A 23,931-nucleotide genomic window follows, 5' to 3' on the forward strand; every position below is an offset into this window, starting at 1 on the left:
GGCGACGCCCGTGCGTTGCCCATCGGGGGCACGGAGCGCACGACCGGGCCGGGTCAGCCGCCGGCCTCGCGCAGGAACACCTCCCGCTCGTCACTGGCGTCCGGCGCGGGGACCGGCGAGGTGTCGACGGTCTCGACCGCGTCCTCCGGCCGGACCGGGTCGGGCAGCCGGTGGAAGCGCTCGCGTTCCCCGGGGACGGTCATGTGCGCAGCGTCCCCGCGCGGGGGCCACGCGGCAAGCCCCGCACCAGCTCCCGATGGGAGGGAGCCGGTCGGTCGGCGGCCCGCACCCGGCGGGTGGGCCGCTCCTCGCGGGAGGCGGTCGGACGTCACGTCGCGCGTCCCGCCGGGCGGTGGCACCCGCGCGGCACACTGGGAGCAGATGAACACCGTCCTGCCGCTGGAGACCCCGCCGCGCCCCTGGCAGCTCCCCGACAGCGCCCGCGAGGGCCTGGCCACCACGCCGTTCGGGCTCTACGTGCACGTGCCGTTCTGCGCGACCCGCTGCGGCTACTGCGACTTCAACACCTACACCGCCGACGAGCTGGGCCCCGGCGCCAGCCGCGCCGAGTACGCCGGCACCGCGATCGCCGAACTGCGCCTGGCCGCCGCGACCCTCGGCCCGGACCTGCCGACGGTCTCCACCGTCTTCGTCGGCGGCGGCACCCCCACGCTGCTGGCCGCCGACGACCTCGCCGCCGTCCTGGCCGCCGTGCGGCAGCTGTTCCCGGTCGCCGACGACGTCGAGGTGACCACCGAGGCCAACCCGGAGACCGTCACGCCGGGAAGCCTGTCCCGGCTCCGCGAGGGCGGCTTCACCCGGATCAGCCTGGGCATGCAGTCCGCGGCCGAGCACGTGCTCGCCGTCCTCGACCGGCGGCACACTCCCGGGCGGGCCGTCGAGGCGGCGCGCGAGGCGCGGGCCGCGGGCTTCGAGCACGTCAACCTCGACCTCATCTACGGCACGCCCGGAGAGACCGACGCCGACTGGGCCGCCTCCCTCGCCGCCGTCCTCGCCGCCCCGGTCGACCACGTCAGCGCCTACGCCCTGATCGTCGAGGAGGGCACCCGGCTGGCCCGCCGGATCAGCCGCGGCGAGCTGCCCATGCCCGACGACGACGTCCTCGCCGACCGGTACGAGCAGGCCGACGCCACCCTGCGCGGAGCCGGCTTCGACTGGTACGAGGTGTCCAACTGGGCGACCGGCGACGCCGCGCGCTGCCGGCACAACGAGCTGTACTGGGCCAACGCCAACTGGTGGGGCGTCGGCCCCGGCGCGCACAGCCACGTCGGCGGCCTGCGCTGGTGGAACGTCAAGCACCCGGCCGCCCACGCCGGCCGGCTGCTGCGCAGGGAGAGCCCGGCGCAGGACTCCGAGCTCCTGGACGACGACGACCGCGCGCTGGAGACGATCATGCTGCGGCTGCGGCTGCGGGAGGGGCTGGCGCTGACCGCGCTCTCGGCCACCGGCCGGGCCCGCGCCGCCGACGCCGTCGCCCGCGGGCTGCTCGACCGGACCGCGCACGCCGGCGGCCGCGCCGTCCTCACCGACCGCGGACGGCTGCTCGCCGACGCGGTGGTCAGGGAACTGACGGACTAGTTCCGTTCGTTGTCCCCTCGGGCTATGGTGCCCGTTCCGGCAACGGGGCCGGATTGGTCCAGGGGGTGGTCAGCAGTGGTCTCACGCACGTCCCCGCAGGCTCTCGGTTCCCCGATCCGCGCCCGATCCGCCGTCCCGCCGATGCGCCTGTCCGGCGGCATGCTGCTGGCCCTCGCGATGAACCGCCGGGCTCGCGGCCTCCGCGGCCTCGACGTCCTCCGCCGCAGCCAGGACCGGGCCCCGCCGCTCTCCTCCTGACTCCGTCCCGGAGTCGCACCCGCCGTCTTGACGCGCACCGCACCGGTGATCGCGTCCCCCTGTGTTGCTCGAGGAGAGCCCGCCATGACCAGCACCATCCCCGCCCCCGTCCCCGCCACCGGCGACTCGCAGTGGGAGCCCTTCCGGCTCCGGCTGGAGGCCCAGCGCGCCGAGTGCGTGCAGGAGCGGGAGCGCGCGCTCGCCGACACCGTGCAGTCGCTGCCCGACGACGTCGCCGTCAGCCGCGCCGCCAGCCTGCTGCAGACCATCGAGGACATCGACGCCGCGCTGGCCCGGATCGCGGCGGGCAGCTACGGCCGGTGCGTCCACTGCGGCACCGACATCCCGGAGGAGCGGCTCGAGCTGCGGCCCTTCGCCACCGGGTGCGTGGCCTGCTCGCAGCGTCGCTGACGCCTCCCCAGCCACACCACCCGGGAGCCTCCCGGCCGGCGCAGCGTGCCCGGCCGGTGCCGAGGCGTGCCCGGGTGGACCGACCTCGTGGCCCGGCCACGGGAGAGGAGTTCCCCATGTCACCGCACCCCGAGCCGGCGCCCGGCCTGTCCGGCGGCGCCCCCCGCTCCGTGGCGGTCGTCGGCGCCGGGATGGTCGGCCTGGCCACCGCCTGGTTCCTGCAGGAGAGCGGCGCCGAGGTCACCGTCTACGAGCGGGACCGGGTCGCCGCCGGCGCCTCCTGGGGCAACGCCGGCTGGCTGACCCCCAGCCTGACCGCCCCGCTGCCGGAGCCGGCGGTCCTCCGGTACGGCGTGCGGGCGGTGCTGAGCCCGCGGTCGCCGGTCTACCTGCCGCTGCGGGCGGACCGGTCGCTGCTGCGCTTCCTGGCCACCTTCGTCCGGCACAGCACCGGCCGGCAGTGGCGGCGCGGCATGCACGCCTACGCCCCGCTCAACGAGCGGGCGCTGGAGGCCTTCGACGTCCTCGGCGCCGGCGGTGTCACCGCGCCCACCCGCCGCGCGGACCCCTTCCTGGCCTGCTTCCGCCGGGAGCGCGACGCGGAGGCGCTGCTCACCGAGCTGCAGGCGGTCCGGGACGCCGGGCAGGCCGACGTGGTCTTCGGCCCGCTCCCCGGGCTGCGGGCCCGCGCCGCCGAGCCGGTGCTCACCGAGCAGGTGGGCGCCGCGGTGCAGGTCTACGGACAGCGGTACCTCCACCCGCCGGAGTTCGTCCGGTCCCTGGCACAGTCGGTGCGGGCGCGCGGCGGTGCGGTCGAGGAGGGCGCCGCGGTGACCGACCTGCGCGAGGAGCCGGGCGGGGTCGGCGTGGGCACGACGGACGGCGGCCGGCGCCACGACGCGGTCGTCGTCGCCACCGGGGCGTGGCTGCCGGAGCTGGCCGCGCGGTTCGGCGTCCGGCACCCGGTGCAGGCCGGGCGGGGCTACAGCTTCAGCGTCCCGGTCGAGCGCATGCCGGCCGGGCCGCTGTACTTCCCGCAGCAGCGGGTCGCCTGCACGCCGCTGGGCAGCCGGCTGCGGGTGGCCGGGATGATGGAGTTCCGCCGGCCCGGTGACCCGCTCGACCCGCGCCGCATCGCCGCCATCGCCGACGCCGTGCGGCCCTTCCTGAGCGGGGTGCACCTGGACGACCGGCGCAGCGAGTGGGTCGGCTCCCGGCCCTGCACGGCCGACGGGCTGCCGCTGCTCGGGTGCACCGCCTCGTCCCGGGTGTTCGTGGCCGGTGGCCACGGCATGTGGGGCATCGCCCTCGGCCCGCTCACCGGGATGCTCATGGCGCAGACGGTGCTCAAGGGGGAGGCGCCGGTGGAGCTGGCGCCGTTCGACCCGCTGCGCTGAGTGGACGGAGCGGGCACGGTCTGACATCTGTCAGGGCGGGGTCCCGACGTCCCGCACTACTGCCCGGCCGCCGGGCTCGGCAGGCTGGTCCCGTGACTGGAGAGACCGCCCTCGACGTCCACGACCTGACCGTCCGCGTGCTCGGCCGGACACCGGCGGTGGCGATCCGGGCCGGGTGCGTCGGCGTGATGGCGGTCGGGCGGCGCCGTCCGCTGCACGCCGTGGCCGGCTGAGGGGCGCTGTGGTGGACCGGCTCCGCCGGGCGGGAGCGGACCGCGTCGTCGACGACCGGATTAGCGTCGCTCCCGTGGACCCGCGCACCCGCTGGCACCGGATCGGCTGGGCGGCGCCCTGGCTGCTGTTCCAGGTCTTCCCGCTCGCCGACCTGTTCTCCACCCCGCGCCCGGTCGCCGTCCGCGTGGTGGCGGTGGTGGGCCTGCTGGCCTTCACCGCGGCCTACCTCGTCGTGTTCAGCCGCATGTCCGGCCGGCGGGACCGCCCCTGGCCGTGGCGGGAGCTGCTCGTCGTCGCCGTCCTCGGGGTGAGCCTGGCGGTCTGGCTGGGGCCCTCCTGGTCGGGACTGATGATCTACGTGTCGGCGGCCTCGGCCGCGGCGCTGCCCGAGCGGTTCGTGTGGCCGGCGATCGGCGGGGCCGCGGCGGTCTGCGCGTCGGTGAACGCCGCCCACGACATGCTCGGCGAGCTGTTCATCCTCCCGGTCATCTGCGTGCTCACCGCCTTCGCCCTGCGCGGCACCCGCTATCTCGTCTCGGTCAACGCCGAGCTGATCGAGGCGCGGGAGGAGCTCGCCCGCTCCGCGGTGGCCGAGGAGCGGTTGCGCTTCGCCCGCGACCTGCACGACCTGCTCGGCCACAGCCTGTCGCTGATCGCACTGAAGAGCGAGCTCGCGGGCCGGCTGGCCGACCGCGACCCCGCGCGGGCGCGCGCGGAGATGGCCGACGTGGAGAGCACCGCCCGCCGGGCGCTGGCCGAGGTGCGCGAGGCGGTCAGCGGGTACCGCCAGGTCGGCCTGTCCCTGGCCCTCGCCGAGGCCCGTCCCGCGCTGTCGGCCGCGGGCATCGCGCTCACCGCGCCGTCACCGGTACCGCCGCTGCCCGGTCCCGTGGACACCGTCCTCGGCTGGGTGGTCCGGGAGGCGACCACCAACGTGCTGCGGCACAGCGGCGCCCGCGCGGTCATCGTCGAGCTCGGCATCACGGGTGGGGACGTGGCCCTGACGGTGACCGACGACGGCCGGGGGCCGGATGAGGCCGTGGGCCGCAGCGGCGCGGGCCTGGCCGGGCTGGAGGAGCGGCTCGCGGAGCTCGGCGGGCGGCTGGAGACCGGGACCACGCCCGGGGGCGGGTTCCGGCTCGGCGCGCGCGTCCCGGTGGCGGCGCGGGTGGGGGCACCGTGATCCGCGTGCTCATCGCCGAGGACCAGACGATGGTCCGCGGGGCGCTGCGGGCGCTGCTGGACCTGGAGGACGACATCGAGGTCGTCGCGGAGGTCGGCCGCGGCGACCTCGTGGTGGACGCCGCCCGCGAGCACCGGCCGGACATCGCGCTGCTCGACATCGAGATGCCCGGCTGCGACGGCATCGAGGCGGCCCGGGCGCTGGCCGCGGCGGTGCCCGACTGCCGGGCCGTCGTCCTCACGACCTTCGGGCGGCCAGGGTTCCTGCGCCGGGCGATGGAGGTCGGCGCCGCGGGGTTCCTCGTCAAGGACGCCCCGGTCGCCGAGCTGGCCCGGTCCATCCGCGCGGTGGTCGCGGGGGAGCGGGTCATCGACCGGGACCTGGCCGCTGCCGCGCTGGCGCTGGGTGCGACGCCGCTGTCGGCCCGCGAGGCCGACGTCCTCCGCGCCGCGACCGACGGCGCGACGGTTGCCGACATCGCCCGCCGGCTGTTCCTCTCGGAGGGGACGGTGCGCAACTACCTGTCCTCGGCGATCGGCAAGACCGGCGCCCGCACCCGGGTGGAGGCCGCCCGGGTCGCGGAGGAGAAGGGCTGGCTGTAGGAGGAGGACCCCCTTGCCCCCCACGGCCCCGTCCCGAGGCTCGCCCCGAGCTCGCGAGGGGGTGAGGAGGACGGGGTCCTTCTACTGCAAGGGCGCCGTCTCAGTCGCGCGGCTGGCCAGGGACCGGCGGCTGGACCTGGATCGCGGCGGTGTCGGGGCCGGTGGCCTGGGGCGGGATCAGCGCGTCGAGGTCGAGGACCCGCACGTGGATGACGTTGCGCTGCTGCAGGGCTGCCCGCAGCGCCCGGTGCAGGCCGTCCTCGAGGTAGAGCTCGCCCTGCCACTGGACGGCGTGGGGGAACAGGTCGCCGTAGAAGGTGGAGTCGTCGGCGAGCAGCGTGTCGAGCGCGAGCTCGCTCTTGGTGGTCACGAGGGTGTCGAGCCGGATCTGCCGGGGCGGGATCATCGCCCAGTCCCGCGTGGACAGGCCGTGGTCGGGATAGGGGCGGCCGTTCCGGACCGCTTTGAAGATCAGGGCACCGACCTCCGCTCCGCACGCGCCGGCGCGGGCGCCGGACCGTCGGCCAGCCTATCGGCCACCGCACCCGGCCGGTGCCCCCGTCCCGGTGCCGGTCGCTCGCCCATCGGGGCGAGCCACGCGACGGCGCAAGCCGCCCGACGTATGCTGGTCTGGCACTCGATCCGTACGAGTGCCAGCCGCCCGAGTGTCAGGTGCCGGGGGCGCCGCGGCGCCTCCGCGCGGGTGTCGCACGACGCGTCGACCGGTACGGGGAGGTGTCACCGTGGCGCACGACGAACGCCGCCTGCAGGTGCTGCGGGCCATCGTCCAGGACTACGTCTCGACCAACGACCCGGTGGGCAGCAAGGCCCTCGCCGAGCGGCACGACCTCGGGGTCTCGCCGGCCACCATCCGCAACGACATGGCCGTGCTGGAGGAGCAGGGGTACATCGCCCAACCGCACACCAGCGCCGGCCGGGTGCCCACCGACAAGGGCTACCGGCTCTTCGTCGACCGGCTCTCGGCCGTCAAGCCGCTGTCGGCGGCCGAGCGTCGCGCGATCGAGCGCTTCCTCGACGGCGCCCTCGACCTGTACGACGTCCTGAGCCGGACGGTGCGGCTGCTCGCCCAGCTCACCCACCAGGTCGCCGTCGTCCAGTACCCGACGCTGTCGCGCAGTGCGGTGCGCCACCTGGAGGTGGTGCAGGTGGCCGGCTCCCGTCTGCTGCTGGTGCTGATCACCGACACCGGCCGGGTCGAGCAGCGGCTGATCGAGTGCCCGGTGGACGTCGCGCACGAGGACGTCGCCGACCTCCGGGCGCTGCTGAACTCCGCGTTCAACGGGGCGAAGCTGGCCGACGCCGGCAGCAAGGTGCCCGACCTGCTGGACACCGCGCCGCCGAACCTGCGCTCGTTGGTCGCCTCGGTCAGCGCTGCGCTGGTCGAGACGCTGGTCGAGCCGGGGGAGGACCGGCTGGTGATCGGCGGGACGGCGAACCTCGCCCGTGCCGCGGTTGACTTCCCGGGCAGCCTGCGCCCGCTGCTGGAGGCATTGGAAGAACAGGTCGTGGTCCTGCGGTTGATCAGTGAGGTGGACACCGGCGGCGCGGTGCTCGTGCGCATCGGCGAGGAGAACGCGCACGAGGCGCTCACCGGGGCGTCGGTCGTCTCCATGGGCTACGGCTCGGCGGACCGCGCGCTCGGGGGCCTCGGCATCGTCGGCCCCACCCGGATGGACTACCCAACGAACATGGCCGCGGTCCGCGCCGTGGCCCGCTACGTCGGCCAGATCCTGGCCGAGAGCTGAGGCTGAGACTTCTCGATGGCAACCGACTACTACGGCGTCCTGGGGCTGTCCCACGGAGCCACCGACAACGAGATCAAGAAGGCCTACCGTCGGCTGGCCCGCGACCTCCACCCCGACGTCAACCCCGACCCGGGCGCCAAGGAGCGCTTCCAGGAGGTCAGCAAGGCCTACCAGGCGCTGACCGACCCGGAGAAGCGCCGGATCGTCGACCTCGGCGGCGACCCGTTCGACAACGGTGCCGGCGGCGCGGCGGGCAACCCCTTCGGGGGTGCGGGCTTCGGCGGCCTCGGCGACATCATGGACGCCTTCTTCGGCGGTGGGGGCGCGACGCGGGGCCCGCGCAGCCGCGTCCGTGCCGGGGGCGACGCGCTCATCCGGGTCGACCTCGACCTCGACGAGACGGTGTTCGGCACCACCAAGGACATCACCGTCGACACCGCCGTCCTCTGTGACGCCTGCACCGGGGCGGGCACCGCGCCCGGCACCCACCCGACCACCTGCACCACCTGTTCCGGCCGCGGCGAGGTGCAGAGCGTGCAGCGCTCCTTCCTCGGCCAGGTGGTCTCCACCCGCACCTGCCCGACCTGCGCCGGCACCGGCCAGGTCATCCCCGAGCCGTGCATGAAGTGCGGCGGGGACGGGCGGGTCCGCGCCCGGCGGACCATCCCGGTCAAGGTGCCGGCCGGCGTCGAGGACGGCATGCGGATCCGGCTCACCGGGCACGGCGAGGTCGGTCCCGGCGGCGGCCCGGCCGGCGACCTCTACGTGGAGATCGTCGAGCGGCCGCACCCGGTGTTCACCCGCGACGGGGAGGACCTGCACTGCCGGGTCACCCTCCCCATGACCGCCGCGGCCCTGGGCACCACCCTCACGCTGGAGACCCTCGACGGCGAGGAGGAGGTCGACATCCGGCCCGGCACGCAGTCGGGCAGCGTGCTGACCATGCGCGCCAAGGGCGCGCCGCGGCTGCGGGCCACCGGGCGGGGCAACCTCCTCGTCCACGTCGAGGTGGAGACGCCGACCCGCCTGGACGCCGAGCAGGAGAAGCTGCTGCGCGAGCTGGCGGCGCTGCGCGGCGAGGACCGGCCGGCGTCGTCCCCCGAGGGGCACGGCGGGCTGTTCTCCAAGCTGCGGGACGCGCTCAAGTGAGTGGGCTCGCGGGCTCACGAGGGGGATCAGCAGCGCCGCGCACGGGATCGACGAGCGTCGGCGAGGAGCGGCCGTGAGCGTCGCCACCGACGACCGGGTGCCCGAGCTGGACGGGAGCCCGCTGTTCCTGCTCGACGAGTTGCCCGGCGCCGAGGAGCTCCTGGTCGACGGCGCCGAGGGCCGGCACGCCGTCGACGTCCTGCGGATGACGCCGGGCGAGTGGGTGCGGGTCGGGGACGGCCGCGGCACCGTCGTCGAGGGGGAGGTCGTCGCCGCGGGGTCCGAGGGCCTGCGGGTGCGGGTCTCCGTCCGGCACGAGGTGCCGCCGCCCGCCCTGGAGCTCGTGCTCGTGCAGGCGCTGCCCAAGGGCGAGCGCGGGCCCCTGGCCGTGGAGCTGGCCACCGAGCTCGGCGTCGACCGGATCGTCCCGTGGGCGGCGGCACGCTGCGTCACCCGCTGGCGCGAGGACCGCGCCGCCAAGGGCGTCGCCAAGTGGCGGTCCGCGGCGCGGGCGGCCAGCAAGCAGTCCCGCCGTCCACGCGTACCCGAGGTCACCGACGTCATGACCACCCGGCAGGTGTGCGGCGCGCTCGCCGACGTCGACGTGGCGCTGGTCCTGCACGAGCGGGCCCGCCACCCCCTGGCCACCGTCGCGCTCCCGTCCACCGGCACCGTCGCGGTGGTCGTCGGCCCCGAGGGCGGGCTCGCCGACGGCGAGGTGGTGGCCCTGCGCTCCGTGGGCGCACAGCCGGTCCGGCTGGGCCCGGAGGTGCTGCGCACCTCGACCGCGGGCGCGGCGGCGCTGGCCGCCCTGTCGGTCCGCACCCGCTGGTCGTGACCGCGGGGCGCTGTCGCCACGCCCCGTCCCCGCCGCCGCCGTCACCGCACGATCAGCTCAGCTGATCGTGCGGTGTCCTGGCTCAGCTCCGGCGGTGAGCCAGGAGGCGTTCCGTCGAGCCCAGCTGATCATGCGGGGGCGATCGCAGCGCGACGGTGCGGACGGCGGTCACCGCATGACGGAGCGGGCGCGGTCGCTGACCAGGTCCACCAGGAGGGTCAGGACGACGATCGCGGCGAGCACCGTCGTGACGGCGGCCCAGTCGAAGGCGGCGATCTCCGAGGCCAGCAGCGCGCCCAGCCCGCCGGCACCGAGCAGGCCGACCAGCACGGTGTCCCGGATGGCCACCTCCCACCGGTACAGCGCGTAGGCCAGCACGGGACCGGCGGCACCCGGCAGCACGCCGTACAACCAGGCGCCGACCGGCCGCGCCCCCAGCGCGGCGAGCGCCGCCCGCGGCCGGGGGTCGAGCTCCTCGACCGCCTCCGCGGTGAGCCGGCCGAGGACGCCGAGGGTGTAGACGCCCAGCGCGAGCGCGCCCGGCAGCACCCCGGGCAGCAGTACGAACAGCAGCACCAGCGCCCACACCGGTGGCGGCACCGCGCGCAGGAGCAGCAGGACGGTCCGCACCACTGCGCCGCCCACCCGCCGCGCCGGTGACAGCCGCCCCGGTGGGCGGGCCGCCGCGCCCGCCAGCAGCACCGCCCCGAGCGCGGCGACGGCGATCGCGATCACCGACATCTGCACGGTGTCCACGGCGAGCGCGCCGAGGGAGCCGAGCAGGGCACCGTCGGTCGCCGGGGGCCACGCCGCGCCGAGGACGTGGGCCAGCTGCTCGGCGGTCCGCGCCGACACCAGGCTCGCCGGTGACACCGCGAGGTACCACCACGACCAGGCGACGAGCAGCAGGGGGACGACGACGGCCCCGGTGAGCACCGGGTCCCGCCCCGGTCCGGGCGGCGGCGCGGCCAGCCGCCGGCGCACCGCCCGCCCGGCGACGTCGGCGGCCAGGCACAACAGCGACAGCGCGTAGACGCACGACCACACCTGCTCCCACCGCAGCGACGCGAACGACAGCGACAGCTGGTAGCCGAGCCCGCCGGCGCCGACCATGCCGAGGACGACGGCGGAGCGGACGGCGCACTCCAGCCGGTAGGCGGAGTAGGAGAGCAGCCCGCCCGCGGCGGGGGGCAGCAGCCCGTACAGCGTCGCCGAGGCGCGGCCGGCTCCGGCGGCCAGCAGGGCGGAGTGGGCGCCGCGCGGCACCTCGTCGACCAGGTCGGCGAACACCTTTGCGGTGACCGCGCCGTAGGGGATGCCGATCGCGAGGATCCCCACCCACGGGTCCAGGCCCAGGACGTTGACCAGCAGCAGCCCCCACACCGCCTCGTGCAGGCCGCGGGGGACGGCGAGGACACCGCGCGACAGCAGCCACCCCAGCCGGCGTCGTCCCCACGTGGTGCGGGAGACGAGCACCGCGCCGACCGCGCCGAGGGCCAGGGCCAGCGCGGTGCCCAGGACGGCGTAGGCGACGGTGACCAGGGCCGAGGAGGCCAGCAGGCCGAGGAAGCCCGCGTCCAGCGCGGGGGAGAGCGCGGCGGCGGCGAACCGGCCGAACTGCGCCGTCCCGCCGGGGTTGACGACGTCGCCGGTGAACAGGCCGGCACCGGCCAGCGACCACAGCAGCACCGCCGCCGCGCCCAGCGCCCAGGCCCACCGTCGGCGGTCCCGGCGGAGCCGGGCGACGACCGGCCGCACCGGGCGGTCGAGCACGGTGGTCATGCCGGCGCCTCGTAGAGGTCCGCCAGGTCGGCGGGGGACAGCCCCGCCGCCGGCCGGTCGAGGACCACCCGCCCGTCGGCGAGGCCGACGACGCGGTCGCAGTGCCGCAGCACCAGGCCGGGGTCGTGCAGCGCCGCGACCAGCGTGCCGCCACGGTCCCGGGCCAGGTCGCCCAGCAGCGCCAGCGCCCGGTCCGCCAGGGCCGGGTCGAGCGCGGAGGCGGGCTCGTCGGCGAGCACGAGGTCGGGCTGCTGGACCAGCAGCCGGGCGATCGCCACCCGCTGCCGCTGCCCGCCCGACAGCCGCTCGGTGCGCTCGAAGGCGCGGTCGGCCAGGCCCACCCGCTCCAGCGCGGCGACGACGTCCGGGACGCCCTGCGGTCGCAGCAACGACCACGCCGCCCGCGCCGCCGGCCACGTCCCCAGCCGGCCGGCGTTCACGTTGTGCACCACCCGGAGCGAGCCGACCAGCTCCAGGTGCTGGTGCACCGTGCCGATCCGGGCACGCAGCCGGCGACCGGCCCGCCCGGAGCGCGCGGACGGGTCGGCGTCCAGCACCCGCACCGACCCGGCCGTCGGGGTCACCGATCCGTTGGCCAGCTCGAGCAGCGTCGACTTCCCGGCCCCCGACGCGCCGACCAGAGCGACCCGCTCGCCGGGGCCGACCGTGAGGTCGACCCCGGCCAGCGCCGTCGTCCCGCCGTACCGCACCTCGACGCCGGAGAGCCGCAGGACGGCGGTCAGCTGACCAGCCCGAGGTCGCGGCCGATCTCCTCGATCTGGTCGTAGTTCGCGACCTCGGTCGGGATGAAGGAGCCGGCCCCGAACAGCTCGAGCACCTCGGCGTCGGCCGGGTCGCCGGCCGACAGCCCGGTGAAGTAGTCGATCAGCCGGCCGCCGAGGTCGTCGACCCCGAGCCGTTCGGCGGCGCGCGGGCCGAGCAGCCAGTGGTAGTCGTGGTACGGCGGCGTCTCGGTGTGGAGGACGACGGACGGGTCGACGGAGCCCTCCTCCGACCGGGAGGTCCAGACCTGCTTGTTGAGCACCCCGGCCTGGTAGCTGCCGGACGCGACGAGCTGCAGCGTGGCGTCGTGCGACCCGGAGAAGCCGGGGCCGCCCGGGAAGCCCTGGGGGTCGACGCCGGCCTCGCGCAGGAAGTAGGCGGGCATGAGCCGGCCGGAGGTGGAGGTCTCGCTGCCGTAGGTGAAGCGCAGCGGCGCGAGCGGGGCGAGGTCGTCCGACGGCGTCAGCCCGGTGGCGGCGTTCACGACGAACACCGAGGTGAAACGCTCGTCGATGTCGCGCTGGGCGACCGGTTCGGCGCCGGGGGTCTGCAGCCGGGCCTGGACGCCGGTCAGCCCGCCGAACCACACGAGGTCCAGGTCGCCGGTGCGGAACAGGGAGACCGCCGCGCCGTAGTCGGTGACCGGGCGGTACTCCACGTCGAGGTCCAGCGCGGCCGACATCGAGTCGGCGACGGTGCCGTAGAGGCGCTGGAGGACCTCGGGGTCCTGGTCGGGGATGGCGCCGATGCGCAGCGGGCCCGCGGAGCCGGAGGCGGACTGCGAGACGGGGGAGGAGCGGCCGCAGCCGGGGAGCGCGGCGGCGAGGACGACGCCCGCGCCGGCCAGCAGGGAGCGGCGGGAGAACGGGGGGAGCGGGGACTGGGACCGGAGGACACCCGACCGGGCGGCGCGACGGGTGCTCACTACGTCCTCGAGCAGGGGGAGGGGACGGGCACGGGGGACCTCCGAGGAAGGGGCGGGGACGTCTCATCCTGCACCGCGCGCAGGTCGGGGGCCCCGTGGCCCGGGTCCGGCCGACCCGGTCCTGGACCGGCCGGTCACGTTCTGGGCACGGTGGCCGGTCGGGCGCGCGGACCACCCCGGGGGCGTGCTTACTGTGAGCCCGGCAACGCGCCGGCCGGTACCGGCCGGCCGCACGACGACCGCGCCACCGCGGCGGCCGGACCAGCCGCCGCCGGCGCGGCGCCGGACGCGGGCCCCGCGGCCCGGGTTCGGTCGTCGTGCACGACGAGGGGAGAGACATGCGCGCCACGCTCAGCACCGCCGCCGTCGCGACAGCGGCGGTCTTCGTCCTCGCGTCCTGCGGCTCCGAGGGGGAGGGCAGCGGCTCCGCAGCCTCCGGCGACCTCGCCGGGGAGGGCAGCGGCGACTCCTGCAGCATCGAGGCCGCGGTGCCCATCGGGGCGGTCCTGAGCCTCACCGGTGCCGCGGCCAGCTACGGCGAGTCGCAGCAGCGCGGCCTGGATCTGGCCGCCGCAGAGCTCGCCGAGAAGGGCGGGGTGACCTACGACCTGCGGATCGAGGACGACCAGACCGACCCGCGCCAGGCCATCACCCTCTTCGACCAGTTCGTCTCCGACGACGTGAGCCTGATCATCGGGCCGACGCTGTCCAACGCCGCGGTGCAGGCCGACCCGGTCGCCCAGGACGCCGGCGTCCCCGTGCTGGGGATCTCCAACACCGCCGCGGGCATCACCGACATCGGTGACTACGTCTTCCGCGACTCCCTCACCGAGCAGGCGGTCATCCCGCAGACCATCGCCAAGGCCACCGAGGAGTTCGGCCTGCAGAACGTGGTCGTCATGTACAGCAACGACGACGCGTTCACCGAGTCCGGCTACGAGGCCTTCGCGGCCGCGCTGGAGGACGAGGGCGTGGGGGTGGCGGAGACGATCACCTTCTCGAAGTCCGACACCGACTTCCGCGCCCTCCTGACCCAGGCCCAGGCCAGCAACCCCGACGCGCTGGTCGTCTCCGCGCTGATCGAGGCCGCCGTCCCGCTGGTGACCCAGGCCCGGGAGATGGGCATCGACGTGCCGATCATCGGCGGCAACGGGTTCAACAACCCGCGGCTGATGGCCGACGCCGGCGAGGCGGCCGAGGGCGTCGTCGTCGGTGCCGCCTGGAACTCCGCCTCGGAGAACCCCGAGAACACCGCCTTCCTGGAGGCCTTCGAGGCGGAGTACGGCACCCAGCCCGACCAGTTCGCCGCGCAGGCGTACGCCGGTCTGCTGCTCGTCGACCAGGCCGTCCGCACCAACTGCGCCGCCGACCACGACAGCATCAAGGAGGCGCTCGGCGGGCTGGAGAACGTCCCCACCGTGCTCGGGGAGTTCTCCATCGACGAGAACCGCGACGCCGTCCACCCGGCGGTCGTGCAGGTGGTGCAGGACGGCGCGTTCGCCGTCCTGGAGTGATCACGGCGGAGTGACCCCCCGCCGGGCGCTCCGCACCTCTCGCGCGGGGACCCGGCCCACCGGGTCCCCGCGCCGGGCCCCGGGACGCCGGGCCCGTACTCGCGACAGGACAGGACGGCTGTGCAGCAGCTCCTCAACGGCATCTTCATCGGTTCGATCTACGCGCTGTTCGCGATCGGCTTCACCCTGGTCTTCGGCATCCTCGACCGGCTCAACCTGGCCCACCCCGCCGTCTTCGCGGCCTCGGCCTTCGTCGGGATCGAGCTGGTCGAGCGGGGCGGGCTGTCCCTGTGGGCTGCGCTGCCGATCGTGTTCGTCTTCGGCGCGGTGCTCGGCCTGCTCATCGAGCGGCTGGCCTTCCGTCCGCTCAAGGGGAGGGCCGACGCCCACTTCGCCGGGCTCATCTCCTCCATCGCCCTGGCCGGGATGCTCATCGCCCTGCTGCAGTGGCGGTACGGCCCGGACACCCGCCGGTTCCCGGCCGGGTCCTTCCCCGACACCCGGTTCGAGGTCGCCGGCGCCCAGGTGACCCTCGTGCAGGTGGTCATCCTGGCCGTCTCGCTCGCCCTGATGGTGGGTCTGACCTACATGGTCACCCGGACCAGGCTGGGCCGCGGCATGCGAGCGGTCGCGGAGAACCCGACGGCGGCCCGCGTGCTCGGCGTCAACGTCGACCGGATCACCGCGGTCACGTTCGCGATCTCCTCGGCGCTCGGGGCGGTCGCCGGCGTGCTGTTCGCCATCAACGTCAACACCGCGCAGCTCGGCATGGGCTCGGCCATCGAGCTCAAGGGCCTGGCCGTCATCATCGTCGGGGGCATGGGGTCACTGCCCGGCGCGCTCATCGGCGGCCTGGTGCTCGGGTTGGCCGAGGTGTTCGCCGTCCAGTACATCGGGTCGTCCTGGCGTGACGTGATCGCCTTCGGCCTGCTGTTCCTGATCCTGCTGGTGCGGCCGCAGGGCCTGCTCGGCGCCCGCAGGGTCCGGGAGGTCTGATGCTCGCCGAGTACGCCACCCCGCTGACCTTCATCGCCCTCGGGGCGGTCTTCGCCTACTCCTTCTACGCCGTCCTGATCGCCGGGCAGCTGAGCCTCGGGCAGGCCGGGTTCGCCTCCGTGGCCGCGTTCTCCGCCGCCACCCTCGCCCCCAGCGGAGACGACGTCGGCGACGTGCCGGCGCTGCTGGTCGCGGTCGTGATCGGCATGGCGGTCGGCGCCCTCGCAGCCGTCGTGCTGGGCCTGCCGACGATGCACCTGCGCGGCGTCTACCTGGCCATCGCCACGCTGGGGTTCGCCGAGGCGGTGCGCGTGGTGCTGCTCAACCTGGAGTGGACCGGCGGTGCGCAGGGTCTCGGCGTACCGCGGATCCTGACGGTCGGGATGGCGTGGACCGCGCTGGCCGTCGTCGCGTACTGGTTCTGGCGGATGGGGCGCTCGCGGTACGGCCGGGCGCTCGAGGCCATCCGCGAGGACGAGCTCGCCGCCCGCTCCATGGGCATCGACGTGGGCCGTCACCGGCTCGCGGCCTTCGTCACCGCAGGCGCGGTCGCCGGTCTGTACGGAGTGCTGTTCGCCTACTACGTGCGGCTCATCGCGCCGGGCGACTTCGACTTCTCCGCCGCCGTCGAGGGCCTGGTGACCGCCGTGGTCGGCGGCTCCACGATGTTCCTCGGGCCGCTGCTCGGCAGCGGGTTCCAGACGATGGTCCCCGAGATCCAGCGGGCGGTCGGCGTCGAGGCGGGGTGGATCCGCCCCTTCCTGGCCGGCCTGCTGCTGCTCGTGGTGATCCTCTTCCTGCCGGGCGGGCTGGCCAGCCTGATCCCGCGCCGCACACGCATGCCGTCGTCGGTCGGCGGCGGCGAGGACGGCGGGACGTCGCACCTCGCGGCCCGCCGGCACCCCACCCCCGGGGAGACGGTGGTCTCCCTGTCCGGCCTGGGCAAGGAGTACGGCGGGGTGCACGCCGTCCGGGGCGTCGACCTGGAGATCGGCAGCGGCGAGGTCGTGGGGCTGATCGGCCCCAACGGCGCGGGAAAGACCACCCTCGTCAACATGATCAGTGGCCTGGTGCCGCCGAGTTCGGGGTCGGCCACGGTGCTGGGCGTCCCGGTCGGGCGCACCCCGGTGCACCGGGTCGCCGCGGCGGGCGTGAGCCGCACGTTCCAGCACTCCAAGCTGTTCAACCGCCTGTCGGCGCTGGAGAACGTCCTGGTCGGCGCGCACCTGGTCAGCCGCCCCACCTTCCTGCGCCGCCTGCTGTGGCTGCCCTCGGCCCGGCGTGACGAGCGGGCCTCCCTCGAGCACGCGGCCCGGTGCCTGCAGCGGGTCGGCCTGGGCGACCTCGCCGGCAACCGGGCGTCGTCCCTGTCCTACGGCGACCAGCGCCGGCTGGAGATCGCCCGCGCGCTGGCCTCGGACCCCTCCCTGCTCATCCTCGACGAGCCGGCCGCCGGCATGAACCACGTCGAGGCTGCGGGACTGTCCGAGCTGATCCGCTCCCTGGCCCGGGGCGGGCTGACGATCCTCTTCATCGAGCACAACGTCGGCATGGTCCTGGAGACGTGCACCCGGGTGGTCGTGCTCGACTTCGGTGAGGTCATCGCCAGCGGCACACCGGAGGAGATCGCCGCCAACCCGGCCGTCATCGAGGCATACCTCGGCACGGCGGACGAGGAGCCGGCGGCCGGGTCGATCGCCGAGGGCACGCTCGCCGACCCGACCGGGGGCGGCGCCCACGCGATGCCCCCCGACACGAGGACCCCCGACGCCGTCACCAACGTCGACCCCGGCTCGGCCGGCACGCTCCCGCCGCCGGACACCACCCCGAGGAGCGCGACATGAGCGACCCCCTCCTCCGCGTCGAGGACCTGCGCGTCAGCTACGGCCGGGTCGAGGCCGTCCGGAGGGTCTCCTTCCAGGCCGACCGGGGGTCGCTGGTCACGCTGGTCGGGGCCAACGGCGCCGGCAAGTCCTCCGTCATCAACGCCGTCTCCGGCATGCTGCGCCCGGCGGGCGGGCGGATCACGTTCGAGGGGCGGGACGTCACCCGGACCCCGGCCCACCAGCTCGTGGGGCGTGGGCTGGTGCAGGTGCCGGAGGGCCGGCAGATCCTGGCCACGCTGACCATCGAGGAGAACCTCCAGATGGGGGCGTGGCACACCGGCGGTACCGCCCAGCGCTCCATCGACGCCGTGTACGACCGCTTCCCGGTGCTGGCCCAGCGGCGCGCCCTGCCCGCCGGCTCGCTCTCCGGCGGGGAGCAGCAGATGCTCGCCATCGCGCGGGCGCTGGTGGCGGCGCCGACGGTCATGCTGATGGACGAGCCCTCCATGGGCCTGGCTCCCAAGATCGTCGACGAGGTGTTCCGGGTGATCGAGGAGATCCGGGCGTCGGGCACCACGGTCGTGTTGGTAGAGCAGAACGCCCGCCGGGCGCTGCGCGCCGCCGACCACGGCTACGTCCTGCAGAGCGGGGAGATCGTGCACTCGGGTCCGGCGGACCAGCTGCTGGCCGACGAGCGCATCGTGCAGGCCTACCTGGGGGTGGAGACCCGCCCCGACCAGCGGTGACGCCCGGCCCCGCCGCGAGCGTGCGAGGGGTGGGGAGGACGGGGTCCCGCCTCGGTTCCCGGCTCCGTCCCGGGGCCCGCCGCGAGCGTGCGAGGGGTGGGGAGGACGGGGTCCTTCTAGGGTCGGGGACGTGACGGACTGCCTCTTCTGCCGCATGGTCGCCGGCGAGATCCCCGCCGACGTCGTCCACGAGACCGACCGGACCCTCGCCTTCCGCGACATCAACCCGCAGGCGCCGACGCACGTGCTGGTGGTCCCCAAGGACCACCACCCCACGGTGGCCTCCCTCGCCGGCGCCGACCCCGACCTGCTCAGCGCCGTCGTCCGGGCCGCGCACGCGGTGGCGGTGCAGGAGGGGCTGGCGACCGAGTACGACGTCGAGCCGGGCTACCGGGTGGTCACCAACACCGGACCGGCGGCCGGGCAGACGGTGCACCACGTGCACCTGCACGTGCTGGGCGGCCGGCACATGAACTGGCCCCCCGGCTGAGAACGGCGCCGCGCCAAGGGCGAAGATGGCCATTTCTGCCCCTCGGCGACAGGGTGGTGGCGTGACCGAGCCCGTGCGCATCGAGCGGGACGGCGACGTCGCCGTCGTCGTCCTGGACAACCCGCCGCTGAACCTCTTCGACGCCCCGGTGTTCGACGCGCTCGAGCGGCTCGCCGCCGAACTCGTCCGGCTCACCGACCCGGCGGACGACGCCCGGGCCCGGGCGGTCCTGGTCGAGGCGCGCGGCAAGGTCGTCTCCGGCGGGGTCGACGTGACGTTCTTCCGCGACATCGCCGAGGGGCCCGAGCCGACCGAGCGGGGCGCCGAGCTCTGGCGCCGCCTGCTGCGGATCGCCCGGACGTTCGAGGACCTCCCGGTGCCCACGGTCTTCGCCGCGCACGGGCTCACCCTCACCGCGGCCTTTGAGCTGGCGCTGGCCTGCGACGTCCTGCTGGCCGCCGAACGCGCGTCGTTCGGGCTGGTGGAGATCGTCGTCGGGCTCACTCCGTCGATGGGCGGGCCGCAGCGGCTGGCCGAGCGCGCCGGACCGGCCCGCGCCAAGGAGCTGGTCTTCACCGGCGAGCGCTACCCGGCCGCGGTGCTCGAGCGGTGGAACGTCGTCAACCGAGTGCTGCCCGACGACGGGTTCGCCGAGGCCGCCCGCGAGTACGCCCGGCGCGTCGCCGCCGGGCCGACCGTCGCGCACGCGGCCACCAAGACGCTGGTCGCCACCGCGGTCCGCCAGGGCGCGCGGGCCGCCGACGACGTGGTCCCCGAGGTGTCCGGCGCGCTGTTCGCGACCGAGGACCTGCGCGGCGCGGTGCGGTCCTTCCTCGCCGAGGGGCCGGGGAAGGCCACCTACTCGGGGCGGTGACCTGCGCCTCGGACGGCGGTTCGCAGGGTGCTGCGCGGGTAGACTCGACAGGTCCGCACCCCCTCCGCAGGAAGGCAGGGTCGAGGGTTCTTGCCCGACTCCTCCCCGAACGTCCCCGTGCCCGGAGCCCTCACGTCCCGTGAGGCCTCGGCGCAGGCTGCAGCGGCGGACGGCCATCTCGGTACGCCCGCCCAGTCCGCCACCGGCCTCGCGGGCGTCCCCGCTGCGGTGCGGACGACCATCACCGTCCCCGACTCCGTGTCCATGGTCGCCCTGCTCGGGTCGGCCGACGAGCTGCTCCGGCTCGTCGAGGACGAGGTCGACACCGACGTCCACGTGCGCGGCAACGAGATCGCCGTCACCGGCCAGCCGGCCGACAACGCATTCGCCGTCGCCGTCTTCGACGAGCTGATCGCCCTGCTCGGCACCGGTCAGGCGCTGCGTCCGGACTCGGTGCGCCGGGTGATCGGCATGCTCCGCGCCGGCGGCGCCGAGCGGCCGGCCGACGTCCTGAGCCTGGACATCATCAGCCGCCGCGGCCGCACGATCCGGCCCAAGACGCTGAACCAGAAGCGCTACGTGGACGCGATCGACGCGCACACGGTCGTCTTCGGCATCGGCCCGGCCGGTACCGGCAAGACGTACCTGGCCATGGCCAAGGCGGTGCAGGCGCTGCAGACCAAGCAGGTCAACCGGATCATCCTCACCCGCCCGGCCGTCGAGGCCGGCGAGCGGCTCGGCTACCTGCCCGGGTCGCTCAGCGAAAAGATCGACCCCTACCTGCGGCCGCTGTACGACGCCCTGCACGACATGGTCGACCCGGACTCCATCCCTCGGCTGATGCAGTCGGGCACGATCGAGGTCGCCCCCCTGGCCTACATGCGTGGCCGCGCCCAGCCGTACGACGCGCAGGCGCTGACCCCCAACGGCTTCCTGCCGATCGGCACGTTGCAGGTGGGCGACCTCGTGATCGGCTCCGACGGCACGCCCACGCCCGTGCTGGGCGTCTACCCGCAGGGCCGGAAGCAGGTGTACCGGGTCGCCACCCAGGACGGCGCGTGGACGCTCGCCTGCGGCGAGCACCTCTGGACGGTGACGACGCCAGAGGACCGCCGCCGCGGGAGGACGCGCACGCTCGAGACGCAGGAGATGGTCGGCAAGCTGCGCCGAGGGGCCATCCACCGGTACGAGCTCCCGCTCGTCGGCCCGGTCCACTTCGAGCCGCAGGACGTGCTGTTGGACCCGTATGCCCTCGGCCTGCTGCTCGGCGACGGTTGCCTGACGACCTCGACGACCCCGGCCTTCGCCACGGCGGACCCGGAGCTGGTCGTCGCCCTGGAGTCGGCGCTGGACGGCATCGAGGTGCGGCACAAGTCCGGCTACGACTACGTCCTGCACCACGTGGACGGCGGTCGTGGCGGCCTGCGGATCGCCAACCCGGTCACTGCGGCTCTCCGTCGGCTCGAGCTGGCGGGGACGACGTCCGCGACCAGGTTCGTGCCCGAGGAGTACCTGCAGAACTCAGTGGCCGTCCGCACGGCCGTGCTACAGGGGTTGCTCGACTCGGACGGCGGGCCGGTCACCCAGAGCGGACGGACCTGCCGGATCCAGTACACGACGACGTCCCCGCAGTTGAAGGACGACGTCGCGTTCCTCGTGCGTTCGCTCGGCGGGGTGGTCTACACCTGGACGCGGGCAGCGGCGGGTCGGACTCCGGGACTGGCGCAGGGACGGCCGGTGGAGTACCGCGAGGACGCCTACGTCTTGGACCTCCGCCTGCCGGCCGGCGTACAGCCGTTCCGACTGGAGCGGAAGCGGCGTGCGTACGACCTCGGGGGCGGCGGTCGGCCGATGCGCTTCATCGACAGCATCGAGCCGGTGGGGGAGCAGGAGACCCTGTGCATCCAGGTCGCCGCGCAGGACTCGCTGTACGTGACCGACGACTTCCTCGTCACCCACAACACGCTGAACGACGCGTTCGTCATCCTCGACGAGGCCCAGAACACCACCGCCGAGCAGATGAAGATGTTCCTCACCCGGCTCGGCTTCGGCTCCAAGATCGTCGTCACCGGTGACGTCACGCAGGTCGACCTGCCCGGCGGTGCGCAGAGCGGGCTGAAGATCGTCCGCGAGATCCTCGACGGCATCGAGGACGTCCACTTCGCCAACCTGACCAGCTCCGACGTCGTGCGGCACCGGCTGGTCGGGGACATCGTCGACGCCTACGAGCGCTGGGACGCCGCCCGCCAGCAGAACCGGCCCGCCTCGGCGCAGGCGCCGGTGCATTCCTCGCGGCCGCGCCGGCAGGGGAGCTGATCGCGGTGCCGGTCGAGGTCGCCAACGAGTCCGAGATCGCCGTCGACGAGTCCTCGCTCGCCGCGATCTGCACGTACGTGCTCGCCGAGATGGGGGTCAACCCCCTGGCCGAGCTGTCGGTGCTCTGCGTCGACCCGGACTACATGAGCACGCTGCACGAGCGCTGGATGGGGGAGAAGGGCCCCACCGACGTCCTGGCCTTCCCCATGGACGAGCTGGACACCGGCCGCCCGGACGAGCCCGAGCCGGGCCCTGCGCTGCTCGGCGACGTGGTGCTCTGCCCCTCGGTCGCCATCCGGCAGGCCCGCGCGGCCGGACACACGATGGACGACGAGCTGGTCCTGCTGGCCACCCACGGCGTGCTCCACATCCTGGGCTACGACCACATGGAGCCCGAGGAGGAGAAGGAGATGTTCGGCCTCCAGGCCTCCCTGCTCGAGGGGTGGCGCTCGGCCCCGCGGGCCCCGATGACCGGTGAGGCCGTCGAGCGGGGGCCCCGACCGGGATGAGCTGCTCCCGATGACCTCCGGCGAGATCACCCTGCTGGTGATCGCCGTCTGCCTCATCCCGCTCGCCGGGGTCTTCGGCGCCATGGACGCCGCCCTCCAGCGGGTCTCCCGGGCCCGCGTCGAGGAACTGCGGCGCGACGGCGTCAAGCGGGCCGCCGTCCTCGAGGACGTCGTCACCGAGCGGGCGCGGCACGTCTCCCTGCTCCTGCTGCTGCGGATCGCCTGCGAGATGGTGGCCGCCGTCCTCGGGACGGTGGTGCTCTACCGGCTGTGGGGCGGCGGCTGGCAGACGGTGCTCACCGCGGCCGGCGTCATGACCGTCGTCAGCTACGTGCTGGTCGGCGTCGGGCCCCGGACGCTGGGGCGCCAGCACGCCTACGGTTTCGCGTTGCGCACCGCGGGCGTCGTCCGGCTGCTCGGGCGGCTGCTCGGCCCGGTGGCGACGCTGCTGATCCTGGTCGGCAACATGATCACCCCCGGCCGCGGCTACCGGGACGGGCCGTTCTCCTCCGAGGTGGAGCTGCGCGAGCTGGTCGACATGGCCGAGGAGCGCGGCGTCGTCGAGTCCGGCGAGCGGAACATGATCCACTCGGTGTTCGAGCTCGGCGACACGATCGCCCGCGAGGTCATGGTGCCGCGCACCGACGTCGTCTGGATCGAGCGCAGCAAGACCGTCCGCCAGGCGCTGGCGCTGGCCATGCGCAGCGGTTTCAGCCGGCTGCCGGTCATCGGAGAGAACGTCGACGACGTCGTCGGCGTGGTCTACCTCAAGGACCTCATCCGCCGGGCGCAGGGCACCCCGGACCCGAGGAACGGCCCGCGCGTCGAGGAGCTCATGCGCCCGCCGACGTTCGTGCCGGAGTCCAAGCCGGTCGACGAGCTGCTGCGCGACATGCAGGCCCAGCGCATCCACATCGCGATCGTGGTCGACGAGTACGGCGGCTTCGCCGGGCTGGTGACGATCGAGGACATCCTCGAGGAGATCGTCGGCGAGATCGCCGACGAGCACGACGCCGTCCAGCGTCCGCCGGTGGAGCACCTGGAGGACGGCGCGGTGCGGATCACCGCCCGGCTGCCGGTCGGCGACCTCGCCGAGCTGTTCGACGTCGAGCTCCCCGAGGACGACGACGTCGAGACCGTGGGCGGCCTGCTCGCCCGGGAGCTCGGCCTGGTGCCGATCGAGGGGTCGGCCGCGGAGGTGTCCGGGCTGCGGCTGGTCGCCGAGAGCACTGGCGGGCGACGCAACCGGATCGACACCATCCTGGTCTGCCGGGCGGCCCCGCCCGACGCCGAGGAGACAGCGGAGTCGGGGGCCACCCGGGCGGACGTGCCGGCGGTCGTGGAAGGGTGACCGTCCGTGAGTGATCTGCAGCCCGAGGACGCCAAGCTCGTCACCCTCGCCCGCTCGGCCCGCGGCCGCACCGGCGCCGCCGAGGGGGCGGCCGTGCGCGACACCGACGGCCGCACCTACGTCGCCGCCACGGTCGCGCTCCCGTCGCTGGAGCTCTCGGCGCTGCAGGCTGCCGTCGCCGCCGCCGTCTCCAGCGGGGTCGAGGGGCTGGAGGCGGCCGCGATCGTCTCCGGCGCCGACGCGGTCGAGCAGGCCGGGCTGGCCGCGGTGCGCGACCTCACGCCGTCCGCGCCGGTGTTCCTGGCCGGCCCCGACGGCGCCGTCCGCGGCACCTCGTAGGGACCCTCGCAGGTTCGCGGCGGGACCCCGCCGGGGGCCGAGG

The 23,931-nt window shown here is 74.9% G+C and carries 24 protein-coding genes; 19 read left to right on the plus strand and 5 right to left on the minus strand.

Going from position 1 to position 23,931, the window contains the following annotated elements:
* Window positions 1-53 precede the first annotated feature (53 nt).
* Window positions 54-203: a hypothetical protein gene (locus CRP39_RS26580; RefSeq protein ID WP_172442243.1), complete on the minus strand. Its 150-nt coding sequence runs from the start codon at window positions 201-203 to the stop codon at window positions 54-56.
* A 178-nt stretch (window positions 204-381) separates the two neighbouring features.
* Here CRP39_RS26580 and hemW point away from each other — a divergent pair, with 178 nt between their 5' ends.
* The 6 genes from hemW to CRP39_RS01735 all read left to right on the plus strand — a co-directional run bounded on the left by hemW (window position 382) and on the right by CRP39_RS01735 (window position 5,684).
* The gene (gene hemW, locus CRP39_RS01710) at window positions 382-1,599 is read left to right on the plus strand and encodes a radical SAM family heme chaperone HemW (RefSeq protein ID WP_097203802.1); all 1,218 of its coding nucleotides are present in this window, start codon (window positions 382-384) and stop codon (window positions 1,597-1,599) included.
* 342 nt (window positions 1,600-1,941) lie between these two features.
* Window positions 1,942-2,268, plus strand: coding sequence for a TraR/DksA family transcriptional regulator (locus CRP39_RS01720; protein WP_097203805.1), 327 nt, complete (start codon window positions 1,942-1,944; stop codon window positions 2,266-2,268).
* Window positions 2,269-2,384: 116 nt separating this feature from the next.
* Window positions 2,385-3,665, plus strand: coding sequence for an NAD(P)/FAD-dependent oxidoreductase (locus CRP39_RS01725; protein ID WP_097203807.1), 1,281 nt, complete (start codon window positions 2,385-2,387; stop codon window positions 3,663-3,665).
* Window positions 3,666-3,757: 92 nt separating this feature from the next.
* Window positions 3,758-3,898 carry a hypothetical protein gene (locus tag CRP39_RS26585; protein WP_172442245.1) on the plus strand — a complete coding sequence of 47 codons (141 nt, stop codon included), beginning with the start codon at window positions 3,758-3,760 and terminating at the stop codon, window positions 3,896-3,898.
* A 74-nt stretch (window positions 3,899-3,972) separates the two neighbouring features.
* Window positions 3,973-5,082: a sensor histidine kinase gene (locus CRP39_RS01730; RefSeq protein WP_097205052.1), complete on the plus strand. Its 1,110-nt coding sequence runs from the start codon at window positions 3,973-3,975 to the stop codon at window positions 5,080-5,082.
* Window positions 5,083-5,087: 5 nt separating this feature from the next.
* On the plus strand, window positions 5,088-5,684 hold the full coding sequence (locus tag CRP39_RS01735; protein WP_245853491.1) for a response regulator transcription factor: 597 nt from the start codon (window positions 5,088-5,090) through the stop codon (window positions 5,682-5,684).
* A gap of 100 nt (window positions 5,685-5,784) precedes the next feature.
* Here the strand turns inward: CRP39_RS01735 and CRP39_RS01740 are convergent, their stop codons facing one another.
* Entirely contained in the window at window positions 5,785-6,159 is a 375-nt protein-coding gene (locus CRP39_RS01740) for a type II toxin-antitoxin system VapB family antitoxin (protein WP_097203810.1), read from the minus strand.
* Window positions 6,160-6,427: 268 nt separating this feature from the next.
* On the opposite strand from CRP39_RS01740, the gene hrcA reads away from it, so the two are divergent.
* The 3 genes from hrcA (at window position 6,428) to CRP39_RS01755 (ending at window position 9,437) form a co-directional block, all read left to right on the plus strand.
* Window positions 6,428-7,450 carry a heat-inducible transcriptional repressor HrcA gene (hrcA, locus tag CRP39_RS01745; RefSeq protein WP_097203811.1) on the plus strand — a complete coding sequence of 341 codons (1,023 nt, stop codon included), beginning with the start codon at window positions 6,428-6,430 and terminating at the stop codon, window positions 7,448-7,450.
* Between the two features lie 15 nt (window positions 7,451-7,465).
* Entirely contained in the window at window positions 7,466-8,599 is a 1,134-nt protein-coding gene (gene dnaJ / locus CRP39_RS01750; protein ID WP_097203813.1) for a molecular chaperone DnaJ, read from the plus strand.
* 73 nt (window positions 8,600-8,672) lie between these two features.
* Entirely contained in the window at window positions 8,673-9,437 is a 765-nt protein-coding gene (locus CRP39_RS01755; protein WP_172442246.1) for a 16S rRNA (uracil(1498)-N(3))-methyltransferase, read from the plus strand.
* Window positions 9,438-9,605: 168 nt separating this feature from the next.
* Here the strand turns inward: CRP39_RS01755 and CRP39_RS01760 are convergent, their stop codons facing one another.
* From CRP39_RS01760 to CRP39_RS01770, 3 genes are read right to left on the minus strand one after another with little or no spacing between them, the layout of a single operon-like run.
* A complete protein-coding gene (locus CRP39_RS01760; RefSeq protein WP_097203814.1) occupies window positions 9,606-11,219 on the minus strand; it encodes a PhnE/PtxC family ABC transporter permease in 1,614 nt (537 codons plus the stop codon).
* Window positions 11,216-11,929 carry a phosphonate ABC transporter ATP-binding protein gene (locus CRP39_RS01765; RefSeq protein WP_245853493.1) on the minus strand — a complete coding sequence of 238 codons (714 nt, stop codon included), beginning with the start codon at window positions 11,927-11,929 and terminating at the stop codon, window positions 11,216-11,218. Before CRP39_RS01765 ends, CRP39_RS01760 begins: the two co-directional genes overlap by 4 nt.
* Window positions 11,930-11,958: 29 nt before the next feature.
* Window positions 11,959-12,927: a putative selenate ABC transporter substrate-binding protein gene (locus tag CRP39_RS01770; RefSeq protein ID WP_097203815.1), complete on the minus strand. Its 969-nt coding sequence runs from the start codon at window positions 12,925-12,927 to the stop codon at window positions 11,959-11,961.
* A 338-nt stretch (window positions 12,928-13,265) separates the two neighbouring features.
* Here CRP39_RS01770 and CRP39_RS01775 point away from each other — a divergent pair, with 338 nt between their 5' ends.
* From CRP39_RS01775 to CRP39_RS01820, 10 genes are all read left to right on the plus strand, one after another.
* Window positions 13,266-14,441, plus strand: coding sequence for an ABC transporter substrate-binding protein (locus CRP39_RS01775; RefSeq protein ID WP_097203816.1), 1,176 nt, complete (start codon window positions 13,266-13,268; stop codon window positions 14,439-14,441).
* A 120-nt stretch (window positions 14,442-14,561) separates the two neighbouring features.
* On the plus strand, window positions 14,562-15,437 hold the full coding sequence (locus CRP39_RS01780) for a branched-chain amino acid ABC transporter permease (RefSeq protein WP_097203821.1): 876 nt from the start codon (window positions 14,562-14,564) through the stop codon (window positions 15,435-15,437).
* Window positions 15,437-17,281: a branched-chain amino acid ABC transporter ATP-binding protein/permease gene (locus CRP39_RS01785; protein ID WP_097203823.1), complete on the plus strand. Its 1,845-nt coding sequence runs from the start codon at window positions 15,437-15,439 to the stop codon at window positions 17,279-17,281. Before CRP39_RS01780 ends, CRP39_RS01785 begins: the two co-directional genes overlap by 1 nt.
* A complete protein-coding gene (locus CRP39_RS01790; RefSeq protein WP_097203824.1) occupies window positions 17,278-18,009 on the plus strand; it encodes an ABC transporter ATP-binding protein in 732 nt (243 codons plus the stop codon). Before CRP39_RS01785 ends, CRP39_RS01790 begins: the two co-directional genes overlap by 4 nt.
* Window positions 18,010-18,139: 130 nt before the next feature.
* On the plus strand, window positions 18,140-18,499 hold the full coding sequence (locus tag CRP39_RS01795) for a histidine triad nucleotide-binding protein (RefSeq protein WP_245853495.1): 360 nt from the start codon (window positions 18,140-18,142) through the stop codon (window positions 18,497-18,499).
* A gap of 61 nt (window positions 18,500-18,560) precedes the next feature.
* Window positions 18,561-19,373, plus strand: coding sequence for an enoyl-CoA hydratase/isomerase family protein (locus tag CRP39_RS01800; protein WP_245853497.1), 813 nt, complete (start codon window positions 18,561-18,563; stop codon window positions 19,371-19,373).
* A gap of 264 nt (window positions 19,374-19,637) precedes the next feature.
* Entirely contained in the window at window positions 19,638-21,689 is a 2,052-nt protein-coding gene (locus tag CRP39_RS28295) for a PhoH family protein (RefSeq protein WP_097205059.1), read from the plus strand.
* Window positions 21,690-21,694: 5 nt separating this feature from the next.
* Window positions 21,695-22,198 carry an rRNA maturation RNase YbeY gene (gene ybeY / locus CRP39_RS01810; protein WP_097203827.1) on the plus strand — a complete coding sequence of 168 codons (504 nt, stop codon included), beginning with the start codon at window positions 21,695-21,697 and terminating at the stop codon, window positions 22,196-22,198.
* A gap of 10 nt (window positions 22,199-22,208) precedes the next feature.
* Window positions 22,209-23,549 (plus strand): hemolysin family protein, encoded by a 1,341-nt coding sequence (locus tag CRP39_RS01815; RefSeq protein WP_097203829.1) that lies wholly within the window; start codon window positions 22,209-22,211, stop codon window positions 23,547-23,549.
* A gap of 6 nt (window positions 23,550-23,555) precedes the next feature.
* Window positions 23,556-23,888, plus strand: coding sequence for a cytidine deaminase (locus tag CRP39_RS01820; protein ID WP_097203831.1), 333 nt, complete (start codon window positions 23,556-23,558; stop codon window positions 23,886-23,888).
* Window positions 23,889-23,931: the final 43 nt, after the last annotated feature.

This window comes from Geodermatophilus sabuli, assembly GCF_900215145.1.
Lineage (GTDB): Bacteria > Actinomycetota > Actinomycetes > Mycobacteriales > Geodermatophilaceae > Geodermatophilus > Geodermatophilus sabuli.

Excerpts from the sequence above, each read along its gene's own strand:
- CRP39_RS26580 (WP_172442243.1), bottom strand. The coding sequence starts at position 203 with ATGACCGTCCCCGGGGAACGCGAGCGCTTCCACCGGCTGCCCGACCCG.
- hemW (WP_097203802.1), top strand. The coding sequence starts at position 382 with ATGAACACCGTCCTGCCGCTGGAGACCCCGCCGCGCCCCTGGCAGCTC.
- CRP39_RS01720 (WP_097203805.1), top strand. The coding sequence starts at position 1,942 with ATGACCAGCACCATCCCCGCCCCCGTCCCCGCCACCGGCGACTCGCAG.
- CRP39_RS01725 (WP_097203807.1), top strand. The coding sequence starts at position 2,385 with ATGTCACCGCACCCCGAGCCGGCGCCCGGCCTGTCCGGCGGCGCCCCC.
- dnaJ (WP_097203813.1), top strand. The coding sequence starts at position 7,466 with ATGGCAACCGACTACTACGGCGTCCTGGGGCTGTCCCACGGAGCCACC.
- CRP39_RS01760 (WP_097203814.1), bottom strand. The coding sequence starts at position 11,219 with ATGACCACCGTGCTCGACCGCCCGGTGCGGCCGGTCGTCGCCCGGCTC.
- CRP39_RS01775 (WP_097203816.1), top strand. The coding sequence starts at position 13,266 with ATGCGCGCCACGCTCAGCACCGCCGCCGTCGCGACAGCGGCGGTCTTC.
- CRP39_RS01785 (WP_097203823.1), top strand. The coding sequence starts at position 15,437 with ATGCTCGCCGAGTACGCCACCCCGCTGACCTTCATCGCCCTCGGGGCG.
- CRP39_RS01790 (WP_097203824.1), top strand. The coding sequence starts at position 17,278 with ATGAGCGACCCCCTCCTCCGCGTCGAGGACCTGCGCGTCAGCTACGGC.
- CRP39_RS28295 (WP_097205059.1), top strand. The coding sequence starts at position 19,638 with ATGGTCGCCCTGCTCGGGTCGGCCGACGAGCTGCTCCGGCTCGTCGAG.
- CRP39_RS01815 (WP_097203829.1), top strand. The coding sequence starts at position 22,209 with ATGACCTCCGGCGAGATCACCCTGCTGGTGATCGCCGTCTGCCTCATC.